Genomic DNA, 15,361 nt, shown 5'->3' on the forward strand with positions numbered 1-15,361 from the left:
CGATGACCCCCGATGCCGCCCATCTGAAAACCCTGGAACAGCGGCTCTTGTGGCTGTCGCACTGGATGATCCATCACGCCAACCACATCCGCCCCAAGGTGGACGGGATCAAGGTGGGCGGGCATCAGGCGTCTTCGGCCTCGATGGTGTCGATCCTGACGGCGCTGTATTTTCACGCGCTGCGGCCGCAGGATCGGGTGGCGGTCAAGCCCCATGCCTCGCCGGTGTTTCATGCCATCCAGTATCTGATGGGCAACCAGACCCGCGAGAAGATGGAGAATTTCCGGGGTTTCGGCGGCGTGCAAAGCTACCCCAGCCGCACCAAGGACGTGGATGATGTCGATTTTTCCACCGGATCCGTGGGGCTTGGGGTAGCGATCACCTCCTTCGTGTCGCTGGTGCAGGATTACATCGCCGCGAAGGGTTGGGGGCGCGATCTGCCCCTGGGGCGCATGGTGGCGCTGGTGGGCGATGCCGAACTGGACGAAGGCAATGTCTATGAGGCGTTGCAGGAAGGCTGGAAGAACGACCTGCGCAATTGCTGGTGGATCATCGACTACAACCGGCAGTCGCTGGACGGCATCGTGCGCGAAGGGCTGTTCGCCCGCATCGAAAAGATCTTCGACGCTTTCGGCTGGGACGTGGTCCGCATCAAATACGGTGCCCTGCAACGCGCGGCCTTTGCTGAACCGGGCGGCAGCGCCTTGCGCGACTGGATCGACCGCTGCCCGAACCAGCAATACGCAGCCCTCACCTTCATGGGCGGCGCAGTCTGGCGCAAGCGGCTGATGGAGGATCTGGGCGATCAGGGCGATGTGTCGGCGCTGATCGACCGGCGTGATGATGCGCAGTTGGCCGCACTGATGGAGAACCTGGGCGGCAACTGCGTGCAGACCATGGCCGAGGCGTTTGATACCATCACCCATGACCGGCCCACCTGCTTTCTGGCCTATACGATCAAGGGCTGGGGCACGCCGATTGCCGGGCACAAGGACAACCACGGCGGGCTGATGAACCCCACCCAGTTCGCCGCCTGGCAAAAGCACATGGGCGTGCCACACGGCCAGGAATGGGAGCCGTTCGCCGCCGTTCCAGACCCCGCCGCCCTGCGCAACTACCTGTCGCGCGTGCCTTTCTTCGCCAAAGGCCGCCGCCGCTTTCATGACGACCGCATCGCCGTGCCGCGCATTGCCATCGACACCGACCGCGAGATTTCCACCCAGGCCGCCTTCGGCAAGATCCTGGACGATTTGTCCAAGGGCGACAGCACGCTTGCCGCCCGTATCGTCACCACCTCGCCCGATGTCACGGGGACGACGAACCTTGGCCCATGGGTCAACCGGCGCAAGCTGTTCGCGCGTCAACCGCAGGCCGACGCCTTCATTGAACACCGCATTCCGTCCACCGCGAAGTGGGAGTTTGCGCCCGAAGGCCAGCATATCGAGCTGGGCATCGCCGAGATGAACCTGTTCCTGCTGCTGGGCGCGGCAGGCCTGTCGCACAGCCTGTTCGGCAAGCGGTTGTTCCCCATCGGCACGGTCTATGATCCGTTTGTGCATCGTGGCCTCGATGCCTTGAACTACGCCTGCTATCAGGACGCGCGCTTCATGATCGTCGGCACACCATCCGGCGCGACGCTGGCCCCCGAAGGCGGCGCGCACCAGTCCATCGGCACGCCGCTCACCGGCATGTCGCAGGACGGGCTGGCGGCATTCGAGCCTGCCTTTGCCGATGAATTGGCGGTGATCATGGAATGGGCCTTCGACTATCTGCAACGCGATGGCGAGGGCGACCCGGACGAACGCACCTGGCTGCGCGATGAGACCGGCGGCTCTGTTTACCTGCGCCTGACCACCAACCCGCTGGAGCAACCCGGCAAGCGGCATGACGACGCGTTCCGTCAGGGCGCCATCGACGGCGCCTACTGGCTGCGCAAGCCGGGGCCGAACTGTCAGGTGGTGATCGCCTATCAGGGGGCCGTCGCCCCCGAGGCGATTGCGGCGGCGGGCATCATCGGGGAACACCGCCGCGACGTGGGCGTGCTGGCCGTCACCTCGGCCGACCGGCTGAACGCGGGTTGGACCGCCGCGCAGCGTGCCCGCGCGCGGGGCAATGCCAAGGCCCGCAGCCATATCGAGTCTCTGCTTGCCGACCTGCCGCGCGACTGCCTGCTGATCACCGCCATCGATGGGCATCCTGCCACACTGGCCTGGCTGGGGTCGGTTGGCGGCCACAAGACCGTGTCGCATGGGGTCGAGCATTTCGGCCAGACCGGCACGATCGGCGATCTCTACCGCCACTACGGGCTTGACCGGCATTCGCTGGCCCATGGCGTGCTGGCGCTGTCGTAGGGTGACCGGTCCGCCCTTGCCGCGCTGCGCAGTCTGATGCCGTCTTGAACGGCGAACCGGAAGGCACCCATGACCCATCGGATTGAGCAAAGATTGCAGGCCCTGAACCTGACGCTTCCCCAGGTGCCAGTCCACGCCGCATCCGATGCGGCGTGGAAATGTTGTGCGGGTTGGCTTGTAGTTGGCGGGCAATTGCCGATGGCCAACGGCAGGGTGATTACGGGCCGGATCGGTGACGACTGCGATCTTCAGGCCGGGGCCACGGCAGCACGGCAAGGTGCCTTGGCCGTGCTGGCCCAGATCAGGCAGGCGCTCATGGGCGATTGGTCGCGTTTTGACCAACTTGCCAGAATCACGGTGCAGGTGAATGCGGCCCCGGGATCTTGCGATCCAGACCCAATAGCCAAGGCCGCATCAGAGGTGTTCCTGGCTGTTCTGGGTGATTGCGGAACCCATGCCCGAACGGTCTTTGCCGTGAACGCCCTGCCACGGGGCGCCCTGGTGCAGATCGATGCCGTGGCCCGGATCACACCCCAAGGCCAGCCTATCGGACTTTTCCCATGACAGGGTTACAGCATGAAAAGCAGCGTTGAGCGCGTCAGCGAGGCCCTGATCCGGTCAGGGCTTGATCTGCTGCCCGTAAAACTTGAAAACTCCACCCGCACGGCGCATGAGGCGGCCGCTGCGCTTGGTGTCATGGTCGATCAGATTGCCAAGTCGATCATTCTTGAACCGGTCGCCGGCGGCCAGCTGTTCCTTTTCATTACCGCCGGTTCAAACCGGGTCAATCTGCAACAGGCCGGGGCCTTGGCAGGATCGGCGCTGCGCCAGGCCCGGCCCGACGTCATTCGCCAACGGACCGGATTTGCCATTGGCGGCGTGGCGCCGGTCGGGCATCTGGAGCCGATACCCGCGTGGCTTGATCGCCGGTTGCTGGACTTTCCGGCCGTTTGGGCGGCGGGCGGAACGCCGATGCATCTTTTCAGCATCGCGCCCGCGCTACTCGCCCGGATCGCCGGGGCCACAATCGCCGATTTCGTCGACGGCTAGGCCCAAAGGCGCGTCGCCCAGCCCCCGAGACAGGCCTGCCACGCGTTGAACGCCAGTTCCTGCGTGCATTTCCGAGGGTCAGGGGGCTGACTGCCCCGTGCCGCGTGACGGGCATCAGATGGTCATGTGGCGATCAACAATCGCATCCGTCAGATCCTCGACCCTGCCGGTCTGGGCCACCCTGCCCTTTTCCATGATGGCAAAGGTGCTGGCGGCACGGCGCAGGAAGCCGATGTTCTGCTCGACCAGCACGACGGTCAGCCCGAACTCGCGGCTCATCCGCAGGATGACGCGTTCGATATCCTCGACGACCGATGGCTGAATGCCTTCATTTGGCTCGTCCAGCAGAACCACGTCCGGCTCTGCCGCAAGGGCGCGGGCGATGGCCAGTTGCTGTTGCTGCCCCCCGGACAGCAGGCCGCCGGGCCGGTCCAGATTGGCCGTCAGATAGGGAAACAACTCGGCCAGTTTCTCCGGCACCGCCCGCCGCCCGCTGCGGTTCGCAAAGCCGCCCATCACGATGTTCTCGCGCACGGTGAAATCGGGGATGATGCCGCGCCCCTGCGGCACATAGGCGATGCCGGCGCGCGCCCGCATGTGGCTGGGTGCCGCCGAAATGTCTTTGCCATCAAGGGTGATGGTGCCCTGCGTATTGTCGGTCAGCCCCATGATGGTCTTGAGCAGCGTGGTCTTGCCGGTGCCGTTGCGGCCCATGATCCCGGTGATCTGCCCCTTGGGGACGGTCAGGCAAACGCCGGTCAATGCGCGCGACCGGCCATAACAGCCTTCAAGGTTTGTCATCGTCAACATTCGGAGATTTCCTGCGTTCCCAGATAGGCGGCCTTTACGGCGGCATTGGCTTCGATCTCGGCCACGCTTCCCTCGGCCAGAACCTTGCCAAGGTGAAGAACGGTAATCCGCTCGGCGATCTCGCGCACGAAAGCCATGTCGTGCTCGACGACCAGAAGCGTGTGGCGGCCCCTCAGGCCATTGATGATCTCGGCGGTCTTGGCGGTTTCTGCCTGTGTCATCCCGGCTGTCGGCTCGTCCAGCAGGATAACCTTGGGGCTTTGCCCCATCAGCATGCCCAGCTCCAGCCACTGGGTCTGGCCATGGCTCAACGTGGCGGCATCGGCCGTGGCCAGATCGGCCAGGCCCACCAGATGCAGTATCTCGGACACCCTCTGGCGATCTGTCGTGCCAAGACCAAAGCGCAGGTTCGCGAAGACCCCCGGATGCCGCACCAGCGACACCTCCAGGTTCTGGCGCACGCTCAGCCCGCCAAAGACCGAAGGGATCTGGAACTTGCGGCCAAGCCCGGCACGGGCGATGCGATACTCGCGCTGGTTGGTCACATCGCGGCCTTCCAGCAGCACACGCCCCGCGGTAGACCGGGTGCGCCCGCTGATCAGGTCCATCAGCGTGGTCTTGCCGGCGCCATTGGCACCCAGAAGCACCCGCAGCTCGCCTTGCGCCACCTGGATCGAGACGCCATCCACCGCGCGAAACCGCCCGAAGCTGACCGAAAGGCCTTCTGTCTCAAGGGCAAGCGTGGTCATTGGCGCAGCTCCCGGTTCAGGGTGGGTGCAGGTTGGCGGCGCTCCCTGATCCGGCGCATCACATCATGGGCAAAACCCGCCAGACCCTGCGGCAGGAAGATGACCGCCAGCACGAAGATCAGGCCGATGATCGCCTTCCAGGCTTCGACCAGCTGTTCTACCTCGGAAACCTTGGCCTCGATCGTGTTGATCAGAATCGCGCCGACACAAGCCCCCAGGATCGAGCCGCGCCCGCCCACTGCCGCCCAGACCACCATCGAGACCGAAAACGCCAGATCGAGGAACGAGGGCGAGGCGAATTCCGCCACCAGCACGTAAAGCATGCCCGCCAGCCCCGACATCGCCGCCGAGACGGTGAAAAAGAAGGTCTGATAGGCCGGCACGTCATAGCCCAGATAAAGCGCGCGCGTCTGGCTGTCGCGCGTGGCTTGCAACACCAACCCAGACCGCGTGGCCACCAGAAGCCGGACCAGAACCAGCACGACGATCAGGATGACCGCGATGATGTAATAGGTGCTGACGGCGTAGGGGTCGATCTCGGCCCCGAAAACCTGCAAAAATCCAAGATCGGTCAGTCCGTTGAAGCCATTGGTGATCGGCTGCGCATCCACCAGCACCAGCCGTGCCAGCAGCACCAGCGCCAGCGAGATGATCGAGACGAAAACGCCCGAGATCCTTTGGCCGAAGATGATCTTCCCAAGAATCGTGGCCACCACGACCGGCAGCACGATGGCCATGGCGACGCCGAACCATTGCGACTGGAAGGGCAACCAGAGCCATGATCCCGGTGTGATGCAGCACAGGTCCGGGGCGGCACCCGGCTGGGCGTTCCACAGCATGAAATCCGGTATCGGCTTGTCCGATCCCTGTTGCAGGCTGGTATGGCTGGACAGTTTCAGTGACATGGCCATGGAATAGGCACCTAACCCGAAGAACAGCCCCTGACCCAGGTTCAGAACCCCGGCATAGCCCCAGGTCAGCGCGATTGCCGCGCCAAGCATGCCGTAGCACAGGTATTTGGCCACCCGGTTCAACCAGAATTCGTCCCCCACCAGCGGCAGGGCCAGAATGGCGGCAAAGAAGATCAGATAGGCCCAGACGCGGTAGTTTCTTGAAAGCTCGGCCATGCCCTAGCGCCCCTTGAAGCTGAAAAGCCCTGCAGGCTTCAGAAGTATGACAAGGATCACCACCAGCAGGACGGCCGCACGGCCCGTGATCTCGTTGAAGGTGATGGCGGTCAGGGCGTTGATCTCTCCCAGGATGCCGGCCGCCGCCACGGTGCCCAGCAGGCTGCCGACGCCGCCCGTCACGACCACCATGAACCCGTCGACAACCATGGTCGCCCCCATATCGGGCGAGACGCTGCGGAACCCGGCCATCAGCACCCCCGCCACCCCCGCCAAGCCCGAGCCGAGCGCAAAGGTGATGGAATTGGTCTGGCGCACGTCGATGCCGCAGGCCGCGGCCATCTGAGGGTTGCGGATGATCGCGCGCACCTTCATGCCCAGGGCGGTGCGATAAAGGACATGCCAGGTCAGCACGGTCAGGACCACCGTGACCGCAACGATGAACAGCCGGTAGGTGTTCAACTCCTGTCCGAAGACCGTCAGGGTCGCTTGCAGGAAACCGGGAACCGGCACGTTTTGCAGGCCCGCGCCCAGCCCCTCGACATGCAGGCCGAAAAAGACCAGGCCGAATTCCAGCCGGATGGCCTGTTGCAGCAGGATCGCGATGCCCCAGGTCGCAAGAAGCGTGTCAAGCAGCCGCCCGTAAAGCCGCCGGACAACCATGCGCTCCATCGCATAGCCAAGCGCCCCGGTGACAACAAAGGCCAGCGGGATCGCAAGCAACAGGTTCGCCCCCAGCCAGATATTCGCCAGAACGGCCACATAGGCGCCCAGCATCACCATCTCGCCATGGGCCATGTTGATGATGCCCATCGCGCCATAAGTGACCGCAAGGCCCAACGCGACAAGAAGAAGGATGGAGCTCAGGCTCAATCCGATGAAAAGAATGTCGAACACGGCCAGCCGCCCCCTGTGCAAGCGTCAAGGTCCGGGCAGGGTGCAAGACCCGCCCGGACCAGTCAGGATCAAAGCTTGGTGGTGTCCAGCCCGCTGGCGGTGCAGAACAGGTTTTCTGCGGTCTCGCCGTAACCGGAATAGGGCAGCGGCTTGACCGGCTCGGGATAGGCACTGACGATCTTGCTCTGACCATCCGCCTGCCACTGACCGATGTTGGGCGTGACCCAGGTGTGCAGGTTGTCCTCATCCACCTTGACCGGTCCGCCGGGTGCGTCAAAGGTCTGGCCGCGAACACCCTCACGGATGGCGTCTGCAGTGATGTCGCCCGCTTTTTCGATCGCCTGTTTCCACAGGAAGACCTGGAAATAGGCCGCTTCCAGCGAGTGATAGGTAATCGCCTTGGGATCGTTCACGAAGGCGCGGTAGCGTTCGATGAAACTCAGGTTCTCCGGCCGGTCGATCGACATGAAATACGGGAACGAGGTATAGCTGCCAGCCGCGTATTCGGCGCCCATTGCCGCAATCTCGATCTCCGAGGTGACTGTGGCGCAGATCGGTATCTGGTCCTGGCTCAGCCCCTGGTTCTTGAATTCACGATAGAACGAGATGATGGAATCGCCCACCACGTTCGACAGCACCACATCCGCGCCAGAGTCCTTGATCTTGTTGACCATGACGGCCCACTCGGAATGGCCGAGTTCAAGATATTCATCCGCCACCCATTCAGCGCCGCCCGCTTCGATCAGCGACTTGGAAACCTTGGCCATTTCGCGCGGATAGACATAGTTCGACCCCACGATGAAGAATTTCTTCTTGCCCAGGGTCTCGATGATCCATGGAATGTAGTTCGACAGCTGGTGATTGGGCACAGCACCCAGATAGACCACATTGCGCGAACACTCGAACCCTTCATAGTGGGTTTGATAGAACAGCATCGCATTGCGCCGCTCGAAGATCGGCAGCACTGCCTTGCGGCTGGCCGAGGTGTGGCACCCAAAAACCGTCTCGACCTTGTCGCTGATCACCAGCTTCTGCGCCTTTTCCGCAAAGGTCTTGGGGTCAGAGGCGCCATCTTCGACGATCACTTCGATTTGCCTGCCCAGCACCCCGCCCGCCGCGTTGATTTCGGACGCGGCCAGCTGCACGGCGCTGGACAGCATCTTTTCCACCACCGACAGGCCGCCGGTCTGCGAATAAAGCGCGCCGACGCGCAGCGGTTCCGCGGCCCGGGCAATGCGCAGATATCCGGGCGCTGCCAGCGCGCCCCCGGCCATTGCAACGGTGGTCAAGAAGTTCCGACGTTTCATCATTGTGGATTTCCCTGTTGCTGCATCGCGCAGCGCGGCACCCGCATTGCGCCCGCCCGCGATGGATTCTTGATTTTGAGGATTGGTTCGACAGCGCTGTCGAAAACAAAAAGGCCCGCCTCGCTCCGCAGAACGAAATCGGGCTTCTTTGCCTATGATTCTGCTTGGTGGCAGACTCGGGATAGCCGGCGCCGCCAGGGATCCCATTACAGAAGCTAATCAGATTCATTTATCTCTGACAAGAAATTTCCATCAACATGCGCGCCGGATCCGTTCGCCTTTTCCAGGTGTATGATTTCCTGGGCAATCGCCTCGATGGCGATCCGGCGGCTCATGGCGCGGGCGCGCAATTCGCGGTGCGCCTGGTCCTCATCCAGGCCGCGCTGCGCCATCAGGATCGTCTTGGCGCGCATCACGGCCTGATCGCCAAGCACCTTGCGCTTGTAGCGCCGTGCATCGCGCGCCAGCGCCTCGGTCTGGCACCAGACATTGCGCGCGATCGCCAGATTTGTCAGCAGACCAAAAGGCCGGATCGGTCGCCCGATCACCGCCATCGCCCCGCTTTCCAGCACAAGCTGCAAGGTCGCGGGGTTTTCATAGCTGACGATGGCAAGGATGGTGGGAGCGGGTGTTCCAAGCCCTCGGAACAACCGCTGCAGCGCCTCGCGCTGATCATCCACGATGGCTATCAGCGCAATGTCGGTCTGGCGTGGCAGCTGATCGGGAACAGGCCAGATCAGCTGTGGCATGCAGCCGATGCGCCGCAGATGGGCGGTCAGGGCAACCCCCTCCTCGTCCATCGGATGCAGCACGACAACGCTGAGATTTCGCAGTTCCTTGAGCAAGGCATAAGACATCTTGTACCTCAGCGGTGCGTCGCATGGACGGGAAAGACCGGGGCCTCCATCTCGTCCTGATGGCCCGAGATGCTTAGCAGGTAGGGGTCGGGCGGCACCCGTTCGGTCGGGTGGCTGACGATGTCATAGGGTGCGCCCTCGCGGACACGGGCCACACGGGGCCACAGATGGGTGTGATTGGTATGCCGGTCCACCCGCACCGCGCCTTGCGGCGCATCCACTTCCACCTCGTAAAGGGCGGGCAGCAGCGCGGCGATCCCGTCATCCCCGGCCAGGGCGAGAGCGGCAGCATAAAGATGGACCGAAAAATAAGCCGCTTCGGCCGGGGCGGTGGCCGCAACCGGACCGCCGGCCGCCAGTCGAAAGGCCCGGGCAAAGGCCAGTGAACCCGGATTGCGCAGCGTGTCAAAGAACGGTGCTGCGATGATATGGCCTTCGGCCACGCCGGGCGGCATGCGGGCCACGTCGACTTCGCTGGTGGATTGGCTGGCAATGGGACAGGTGGCCGGATCAAATCCCGCCTCGCGGTAAGCGGTGTAAAAGGGCACGATCCCGTCGCCCACGACCGTGGAATAGATCATGTCGGGGTTATGAGCGCGAATGCGCGCGATAAGCTCGGCCACATTCTCGGCGCGCAGGTCAAGCGGAACATAGAATTCATCCACCACCTTGCCCCCTTTCGATCGCATGAGATCGGCAACGATGCGATTGGATTCATAGGGATAGACATAATCCGACCCGACCACGAACATCCGCTCGCCAAAATTGGCATGCAGATAATCCACCATCGGCACCGAATTCTGGTTTGGTGCGGCCCCGGTGTAGACGCAATGGCGCGAATATTCGAAACCCTCATAAAGTGTGGGATAGAATAGGACCGCGTTATGCGCCTCGATCTCTGGCAGCATCGCCTTGCGCGTGCTTGACATATGTCCGCCAAAGATCACCTGCACCCTTTCTTCGCGGCAAAGGTCGCTGGCATGGCTGCGATAAAGCGCAGGGGTCGATTTCGGGTCACGGAACACCGCCTCGACCCTGCGCCCAAGGATGCCGCCCATGGCGTTGATCTCGGCAATGGCCAGCCGGGTTGCGGCAAGCTGGTTGCGCTCGATCGCACCGGTCACGCCGCTTTGCGACATGATCACGCCGATTTTCCAAGGCTCTTTCGTCATCCGCACTTTCGATCTTGGGCCCCTTCAAGGGGGGCGTGAAACAAAAAAGCTCCTCTCCGAAATCAATCGGAAAGGAGCTGCCCTGCTCAAGGATACCGCATCCAAATACAAGTTGCGGGGCCTGTCAAACATCTTTTGCAAAGGCGGGGCGAAACCGCGAAAAACGCGCGGCAATGGCGGTCAGGGCGGGCTGTGCAGCGATTCCAGCTTGACGAAAAGCCGGGGCGAGGTTCACATCGAAGGGTATCGTCCCCTTGACCGGTCTGGCCCCGCGCCGTCCTGCCCAGGCCACGATCATCGCGCTCCGGCCTGACCCGCATCCTGCGGCGACGTCATCTGCGCTGCTGCTGACAAGGGTGTCAGCTCCCCTTCCTGCATCCCGCGCCTGATCTGCGCCTGTATGCTTTCACCCGTCCTGTCAGGCCTCCGGCTCTGGCACCCATTGCGCTTGTCCGCGCAGAGAGGGATATCGAATGATGCTTTCCGATCCTGTTGATCTTTCGGCTGACCTTGGCAAGCTGACCATCGCCAAGGTGCAAAGGGCCTTTGCCGCCGGAACACTGACGGCCGAGGCGCTGACCCAGGCCTGCCTTGACCAGATCGCCGCGCAAAACCCGCGTATCAACGCCATCATCTTTGCCTGTGATGATGCCTTGTCAGTGGCCCGCGACATAGATCGCCGCCGGCAAGCCGGGGAAAAGCTGGGTCCGCTTGCCGGCATACCCGTGGTCGTCAAGGATACCGTCGATCTAGTCGGATATCCGACCACGGCGGGGTGGAGCCTGCTGTATTCCGGCACCGGGGGCATTGACCTTTTCCCCGAGCGCGATGCCCCGGTCGCCGCCCGGCTGAAGTCGGCCGGCGCGATCATCCTTGGAAAGACCAATGTCCCGAAACTGAGTTGGACCGGCACCCATGCCAATGACAGCTGGGCCGGTCCGACATTGAACGTGGTCCAGCCCGACCTTGTGCCGGGGGGGTCCAGCGCGGGGACGGCTGCCGCCGTGGCCGCCCATATGTGCCTTGCCGGTCTGGCCGAGGAAACGGGCGGGTCGATCCAGAATCCGGCCTCGTCGCAGGCGCTTGTGGGCATCAAGCCGACCGTCGGACTTGTGCCGAACAGCGGCGTGGTTCCCCTGTCGGCCAATCGCGATGTGCTTGGCCCGATCGCGCGCTGTGTCGAGGATGCGGCGCTGTTTCTGGATGCCATTGCCGGCTTTACGACCGAAGACCCGAAGACGTTGGCCTCGGTCGGCCATATCCCCGAGGGCGGCTTTGCCGCGGGCCTGTCGCCCGACGCCCTTGTGGGGAAGCGGATCGGACTTTACGGTCCGGGCTGGCGCAAGGATCCGCTGTCGCCTGAGGCGGTCGAACTTTATGACCGCGCGAAGTCAGAACTTGTGGCTGCGGGCGCCATTCTTGTCGAAGATCCGTTTGCCGGAACCGGCTTTGCCGACCACCGCCAGATCACGCCGGGCACGCCCTTCTTTGACGGGCGCGGGCTTGAATCGCTGCCCTTTGACATGGGGGCCTATCTGCGCCGTCTTGGCCCCAAGGCGGCGCTCCAGACCTGGGCCGATTTTGTCCGTCTGGCCCAGGCTGAAGACCCGTTGGCCAAGGGCGCGATACTGGGTTATCTGCATGAACTGCCCGATTTCGCCGCCGTCTTGCAGAATCCGGACCTTCCCCCTGCGCTTTCGGAATTCACCGCGCTGAAAACCACCTATCTGCGTTTGGTCGAGGCTGTGTTCATCCGCCACCGGCTGGATGCGCTGGCCTATCCGCAGATGCTTGGTGCGCTGCCGGGCCTGCATTCGGGCGAGGCTATCCGCGAGACCACGGTGGGCGAGTTGAACATCGCAGGTCTGCCCGGCATCACGGTTCCGGCCGGCTACTATCGTTCTGGCGCGCCCTTTGGCCTGATCTTTGTCGGCCGTCTGTGGCAGGATGCCCGCTTGATCGGCCTTGCGCATGCCTATGAACAGGCAACCCTGCACCGCAAGCCGGCATTGGCCTGACCCCGTTGGGCCCGTCCGTATCAGGGCGGGTCCGCTTCCCCGGGGGCCAGAATTGCCGCAGCCTGTGCCATTTCCCCGGCCAGAAAGCTGATCACCGTCCGCTCGCGCCGCGTCTGGCGGGTATCGGCATGGCAGGTCAGCCAATAGCTGCGCACAAGGCTGATGTTGGCTGGCAGCACCGGCACAAGACCGGCATCACGCCTGGCGAGGTAACAGGGCAGGACACAAAGCCCAAGCCCCTGCTGCACCGCCGTCAACTGATTGAAGATGCTTGAACTTTTGAACACGGGGCGCAAGGCGGGGTGCACCTCGTTCAGATAGTCAAGCCCGGGCGCAAAAAGCATGTCCTCAATATAGCCCAGAAAGCGATGCGCGGGCAGATCGTCGCGCGACCGGATCACCGGATGACGGTCCAGATAGTCGCGCGCCGCATAGATGCGCAATCGATAATCGGCCAGATGTTCCGAGAGATAGGCCCCCCGCCCAACCTGCCCCAGCGTGACAGTCAGATCCGCTTCGCGCCGCGACAGGGACAACACCTGTGTCATCGTGATCAGGTCAAGCGACAAGGACGGAAAGCGGTCGATAAAGCGCGGAAGGATCGTTTGGCTGAAGAAGGCCGAAAAACCTTCGGGCACGGCAAGACGCAGTGTCCCGCTCAGCCCCTGCCCAACCGATTGGCCCGGCTGGACCCCGCCCGAAGCCTCTTCCATCCGCTCGGCCGCCTCGACCATGCGCCGCCCCGATGCGGTCAGCGCATAGCCGCGCGCGCTGCGTTCGAACAGCCGCTGGTGCAGCGCCGCTTCCAGCCTGTCGATCCGCCGGGCGACGGTGACATGCGATGCCCCCAGATGGCGCGCGGCCCCGGTCAACTGGCCATGGCGGGCCAATGCCAGGAAGTATTGCATGTCATCCCAATTGAACTGGCTCATGCTGTTCATTTTCGAACAGAGCCTGTCTGAAATCAATCCTTGAACTGCCTGGGAACCGGATTGATCTGCCGCTGTTTCCGCGCAATCGTGGGATCCGGATCAGCCCGCCCCTGCGGCCTGAACAGTTCCGAACAATATGCGCGGCACGGTCCGCTGTCTTCGGGCAGCGGGCGGAACCGGCAGCAGAAAGACCGCAATGGACCACTACGACTATATCGTGATCGGGGCCGGCAGCGCGGGCTGCGTCATGGCCAACCGTCTGTCGGCAAATCCCGCCAACCGCGTGCTGCTGCTTGAGGCGGGGGGCAAGGACAATTACCACTGGATCCATATTCCGGTCGGGTATCTGTATTGCATCGACAATCCCCGCACCGACTGGCGGTTTCGCACCGAACCAGAGGCTGGGCTGAACGGCCGCCAGCTGCTCTATCCGCGTGGGCGGGTGCTGGGCGGGTGTTCGTCAATCAACGGCATGATCTATATGCGCGGTCAGGCGCAGGACTATGATGAATGGCGTCAGGCGGGCTGTGTCGGCTGGGGCTGGGATGACGTTCTGCCGCTGTTTCGCGCGCAAGAGGATTATCACCTGGGCGAAAGCCCGCTGCATGGGGCGGGGGGCGAATGGCGGGTGGAAAAGGCGCGCCTGCACTGGCAGGTGCTGGATGCCTTTCGCGATGCCGCGCTTGAGGCCGGGATCCCGCGCAACGACGACTTCAACCGGGGTGACAACGAGGGTGCCGGTTACTTCGAGGTGAACCAGCGTTCTGGCATCCGCTGGAACACCTCCAAGGCCTTTCTGCGTCCGGCCCGCAAGCGGGCCAACCTGCATGTCCTGACCGATGCGCAAGCCCAGCGGCTGATCGTCGAGGGCGGCGAGGTGCGCGGCGTCACCTTCTTGCACAAGGGCCAACTGCGCCATGCCCGTGCGGCGGCCGAGACGGTGCTTTGCGCCGGGGCGATCGGGTCGCCGCATCTGCTTGAACTGTCGGGCATCGGGCATGGCCCTGCCCTGCGCGCGGCGGGAATAGACATGGTGGCCGAGGCACCGGGCGTGGGGGAAAACCTGCAAGACCACCTTCAGCTGCGCCTGATCTACAAGGTGCGCGGCGTGCCCACGCTGAACGAGCGGGCGTCGAGCCTGTGGGGCAAGGCGGCGATCGGGCTGGAATATCTGATGTCGCGGTCGGGCCCGATGTCGATGGCGCCAAGCCAGCTGGGAATCTTTACCCGGTCTGGGCCGGACAAGACGCGCGCCGATCTGCAATGGCATGTGCAGCCGGTCAGTCTCGACAAGTTCGGGGATCCGATCCACCGCTTTCCGGCCATCACGGCCAGCGTATGCAACCTGCGCCCGGAAAGCCGCGGGTCGATCCATGCCACATCGGCGGATTTCCGCATCGCGCCCGCGATCCGCCCGAACTACCTGAGCAGCGCAGCCGATCAGGATGTGGCCGTGCGCTCGATCCGGCTGACCCGCCAGATCGCCAGCCAGAAGGCCTTTGCCCGCTATCACCCGGAAGAATTCCGCCCCGGTCCCACCCTGCTCGGCACAAAAGACCTGATCCGCGCGGCGGGCGACATCGGCACCACGATCTTTCACCCGGTCGGCACCTGCCGGATGGGTGCCGATCCGGGCGCGGTGGTCGATCCAAGGCTGCGGTTGCGGTCGCTGGGGCGGTTGCGGATTGCCGATGCCTCGATCATGCCGACGATCCCCAGCGGCAACACCAATTCCCCTACGCTGATGATCGCCGAAAAGGCCGCGCGGATGATCATCGAAGACGCCACGGCCTGAATGGGCGGCGTCCCGATCCGCCACGCGGCTGTGCAGGACAGGTGACGCTGAACCGTCCGGCAAAGGTGGCTGCCCTGACCCCCGCGACGCGCAAAGCGAACAGCGCAGGGCTTGCGGAACGGGGCGCTTGCCTTGCGGTGGCCCCGGTCGTCATCGTCTCTGCCGATGCGCGCGGCCTTTGCGCGGACGGGTATGGGGGGGGCGGGCGTGGTGGGCGCATGCGCCTGGCTGCCGGTGCATGCATCCGGCACGCGCGCAGCCTGATCGTCGAAAGATCATGGGCGTTGGGCTTCTGC

The 15,361-nt window shown here is 63.6% G+C and carries 13 protein-coding genes; 5 read left to right on the forward strand and 8 right to left on the reverse strand.

Annotated elements, in window-relative coordinates:
- Nucleotides 1–2 precede the first annotated feature (2 nt).
- From GEU84_RS16125 to GEU84_RS16135, 3 genes are all read left to right on the forward strand, one after another.
- Nucleotides 3–2,351, forward strand: a complete 2,349-nt coding sequence (locus GEU84_RS16125; protein WP_152827977.1) for a 1-deoxy-D-xylulose-5-phosphate synthase N-terminal domain-containing protein — start codon at nt 3–5, stop codon at nt 2,349–2,351.
- Between the two features lie 69 nt (nt 2,352–2,420).
- Entirely contained in the window at nt 2,421–2,915 is a 495-nt protein-coding gene (locus tag GEU84_RS16130) for a RidA family protein (protein ID WP_152827979.1), read from the forward strand.
- Nucleotides 2,916–2,927: 12 nt separating this feature from the next.
- On the forward strand, nt 2,928–3,401 hold the full coding sequence (locus GEU84_RS16135; protein ID WP_152827981.1) for a YbaK/EbsC family protein: 474 nt from the start codon (nt 2,928–2,930) through the stop codon (nt 3,399–3,401).
- Nucleotides 3,402–3,515: 114 nt separating this feature from the next.
- On the opposite strand, the gene urtE is transcribed toward GEU84_RS16135, so the two are convergent.
- From urtE to GEU84_RS16170, 7 genes are all read right to left on the reverse strand, one after another.
- The gene (urtE, locus tag GEU84_RS16140) at nt 3,516–4,211 is read right to left on the reverse strand and encodes an urea ABC transporter ATP-binding subunit UrtE (RefSeq protein ID WP_152827983.1); all 696 of its coding nucleotides are present in this window, start codon (nt 4,209–4,211) and stop codon (nt 3,516–3,518) included.
- Nucleotides 4,205–4,960 (reverse strand): urea ABC transporter ATP-binding protein UrtD, encoded by a 756-nt coding sequence (gene urtD / locus GEU84_RS16145; protein WP_152827986.1) that lies wholly within the window; start codon nt 4,958–4,960, stop codon nt 4,205–4,207. Before urtD ends, urtE begins: the two co-directional genes overlap by 7 nt.
- Complete coding sequence (gene urtC / locus GEU84_RS16150; protein ID WP_152827988.1) at nt 4,957–6,087, reverse strand: urea ABC transporter permease subunit UrtC; 1,131 nt, start codon at nt 6,085–6,087, stop codon at nt 4,957–4,959. Before urtC ends, urtD begins: the two co-directional genes overlap by 4 nt.
- A 3-nt stretch (nt 6,088–6,090) precedes the next feature.
- A complete protein-coding gene (gene urtB, locus GEU84_RS16155) occupies nt 6,091–6,984 on the reverse strand; it encodes an urea ABC transporter permease subunit UrtB (RefSeq protein WP_174539926.1) in 894 nt (297 codons plus the stop codon).
- Between the two features lie 68 nt (nt 6,985–7,052).
- The gene (locus GEU84_RS16160; RefSeq protein ID WP_241427731.1) at nt 7,053–8,498 is read right to left on the reverse strand and encodes a transporter substrate-binding domain-containing protein; all 1,446 of its coding nucleotides are present in this window, start codon (nt 8,496–8,498) and stop codon (nt 7,053–7,055) included.
- An 8-nt stretch (nt 8,499–8,506) separates the two neighbouring features.
- Complete coding sequence (locus tag GEU84_RS16165) at nt 8,507–9,148, reverse strand: ANTAR domain-containing response regulator (RefSeq protein ID WP_152827989.1); 642 nt, start codon at nt 9,146–9,148, stop codon at nt 8,507–8,509.
- Nucleotides 9,149–9,156: 8 nt separating this feature from the next.
- On the reverse strand, nt 9,157–10,320 hold the full coding sequence (locus GEU84_RS16170; protein WP_152827991.1) for a transporter substrate-binding domain-containing protein: 1,164 nt from the start codon (nt 10,318–10,320) through the stop codon (nt 9,157–9,159).
- Between the two features lie 473 nt (nt 10,321–10,793).
- Here GEU84_RS16170 and GEU84_RS16175 point away from each other — a divergent pair, with 473 nt between their 5' ends.
- Entirely contained in the window at nt 10,794–12,338 is a 1,545-nt protein-coding gene (locus GEU84_RS16175; protein ID WP_217438588.1) for an amidase, read from the forward strand.
- A gap of 20 nt (nt 12,339–12,358) precedes the next feature.
- On the opposite strand, the gene GEU84_RS16180 is transcribed toward GEU84_RS16175, so the two are convergent.
- Nucleotides 12,359–13,270, reverse strand: coding sequence for a LysR family transcriptional regulator (locus tag GEU84_RS16180; protein WP_152827993.1), 912 nt, complete (start codon nt 13,268–13,270; stop codon nt 12,359–12,361).
- Nucleotides 13,271–13,466: 196 nt separating this feature from the next.
- On the opposite strand from GEU84_RS16180, the gene GEU84_RS16185 reads away from it, so the two are divergent.
- Complete coding sequence (locus tag GEU84_RS16185) at nt 13,467–15,065, forward strand: GMC family oxidoreductase (RefSeq protein WP_152827995.1); 1,599 nt, start codon at nt 13,467–13,469, stop codon at nt 15,063–15,065.
- Nucleotides 15,066–15,361 lie beyond the last annotated feature (296 nt).

Origin of the sequence: Fertoeibacter niger, assembly GCF_009380135.2 — a bacterium.
GTDB classification, from domain to species: Bacteria; Pseudomonadota; Alphaproteobacteria; order Rhodobacterales; family Rhodobacteraceae; genus Fertoeibacter; species Fertoeibacter niger.

Bases quoted from the DNA above. Each gene is read 5' to 3' on its own strand.
- GEU84_RS16180 (WP_152827993.1), bottom strand. From the start codon at position 13,270: ATGAGCCAGTTCAATTGGGATGACATGCAATACTTCCTGGCATTGGCC.
- urtC (WP_152827988.1), bottom strand. From the start codon at position 6,087: ATGGCCGAGCTTTCAAGAAACTACCGCGTCTGGGCCTATCTGATCTTC.
- urtD (WP_152827986.1), bottom strand. From the start codon at position 4,960: ATGACCACGCTTGCCCTTGAGACAGAAGGCCTTTCGGTCAGCTTCGGG.
- GEU84_RS16160 (WP_241427731.1), bottom strand. From the start codon at position 8,498: ATGGGATCCCTGGCGGCGCCGGCTATCCCGAGTCTGCCACCAAGCAGA.
- GEU84_RS16165 (WP_152827989.1), bottom strand. From the start codon at position 9,148: ATGTCTTATGCCTTGCTCAAGGAACTGCGAAATCTCAGCGTTGTCGTG.
- urtE (WP_152827983.1), bottom strand. From the start codon at position 4,211: ATGTTGACGATGACAAACCTTGAAGGCTGTTATGGCCGGTCGCGCGCA.
- GEU84_RS16175 (WP_217438588.1), top strand. From the start codon at position 10,794: ATGATGCTTTCCGATCCTGTTGATCTTTCGGCTGACCTTGGCAAGCTG.
- GEU84_RS16170 (WP_152827991.1), bottom strand. From the start codon at position 10,320: ATGACGAAAGAGCCTTGGAAAATCGGCGTGATCATGTCGCAAAGCGGC.
- GEU84_RS16125 (WP_152827977.1), top strand. From the start codon at position 3: ATGACCCCCGATGCCGCCCATCTGAAAACCCTGGAACAGCGGCTCTTG.
- GEU84_RS16185 (WP_152827995.1), top strand. From the start codon at position 13,467: ATGGACCACTACGACTATATCGTGATCGGGGCCGGCAGCGCGGGCTGC.
- GEU84_RS16130 (WP_152827979.1), top strand. From the start codon at position 2,421: ATGACCCATCGGATTGAGCAAAGATTGCAGGCCCTGAACCTGACGCTT.
- GEU84_RS16135 (WP_152827981.1), top strand. From the start codon at position 2,928: ATGAAAAGCAGCGTTGAGCGCGTCAGCGAGGCCCTGATCCGGTCAGGG.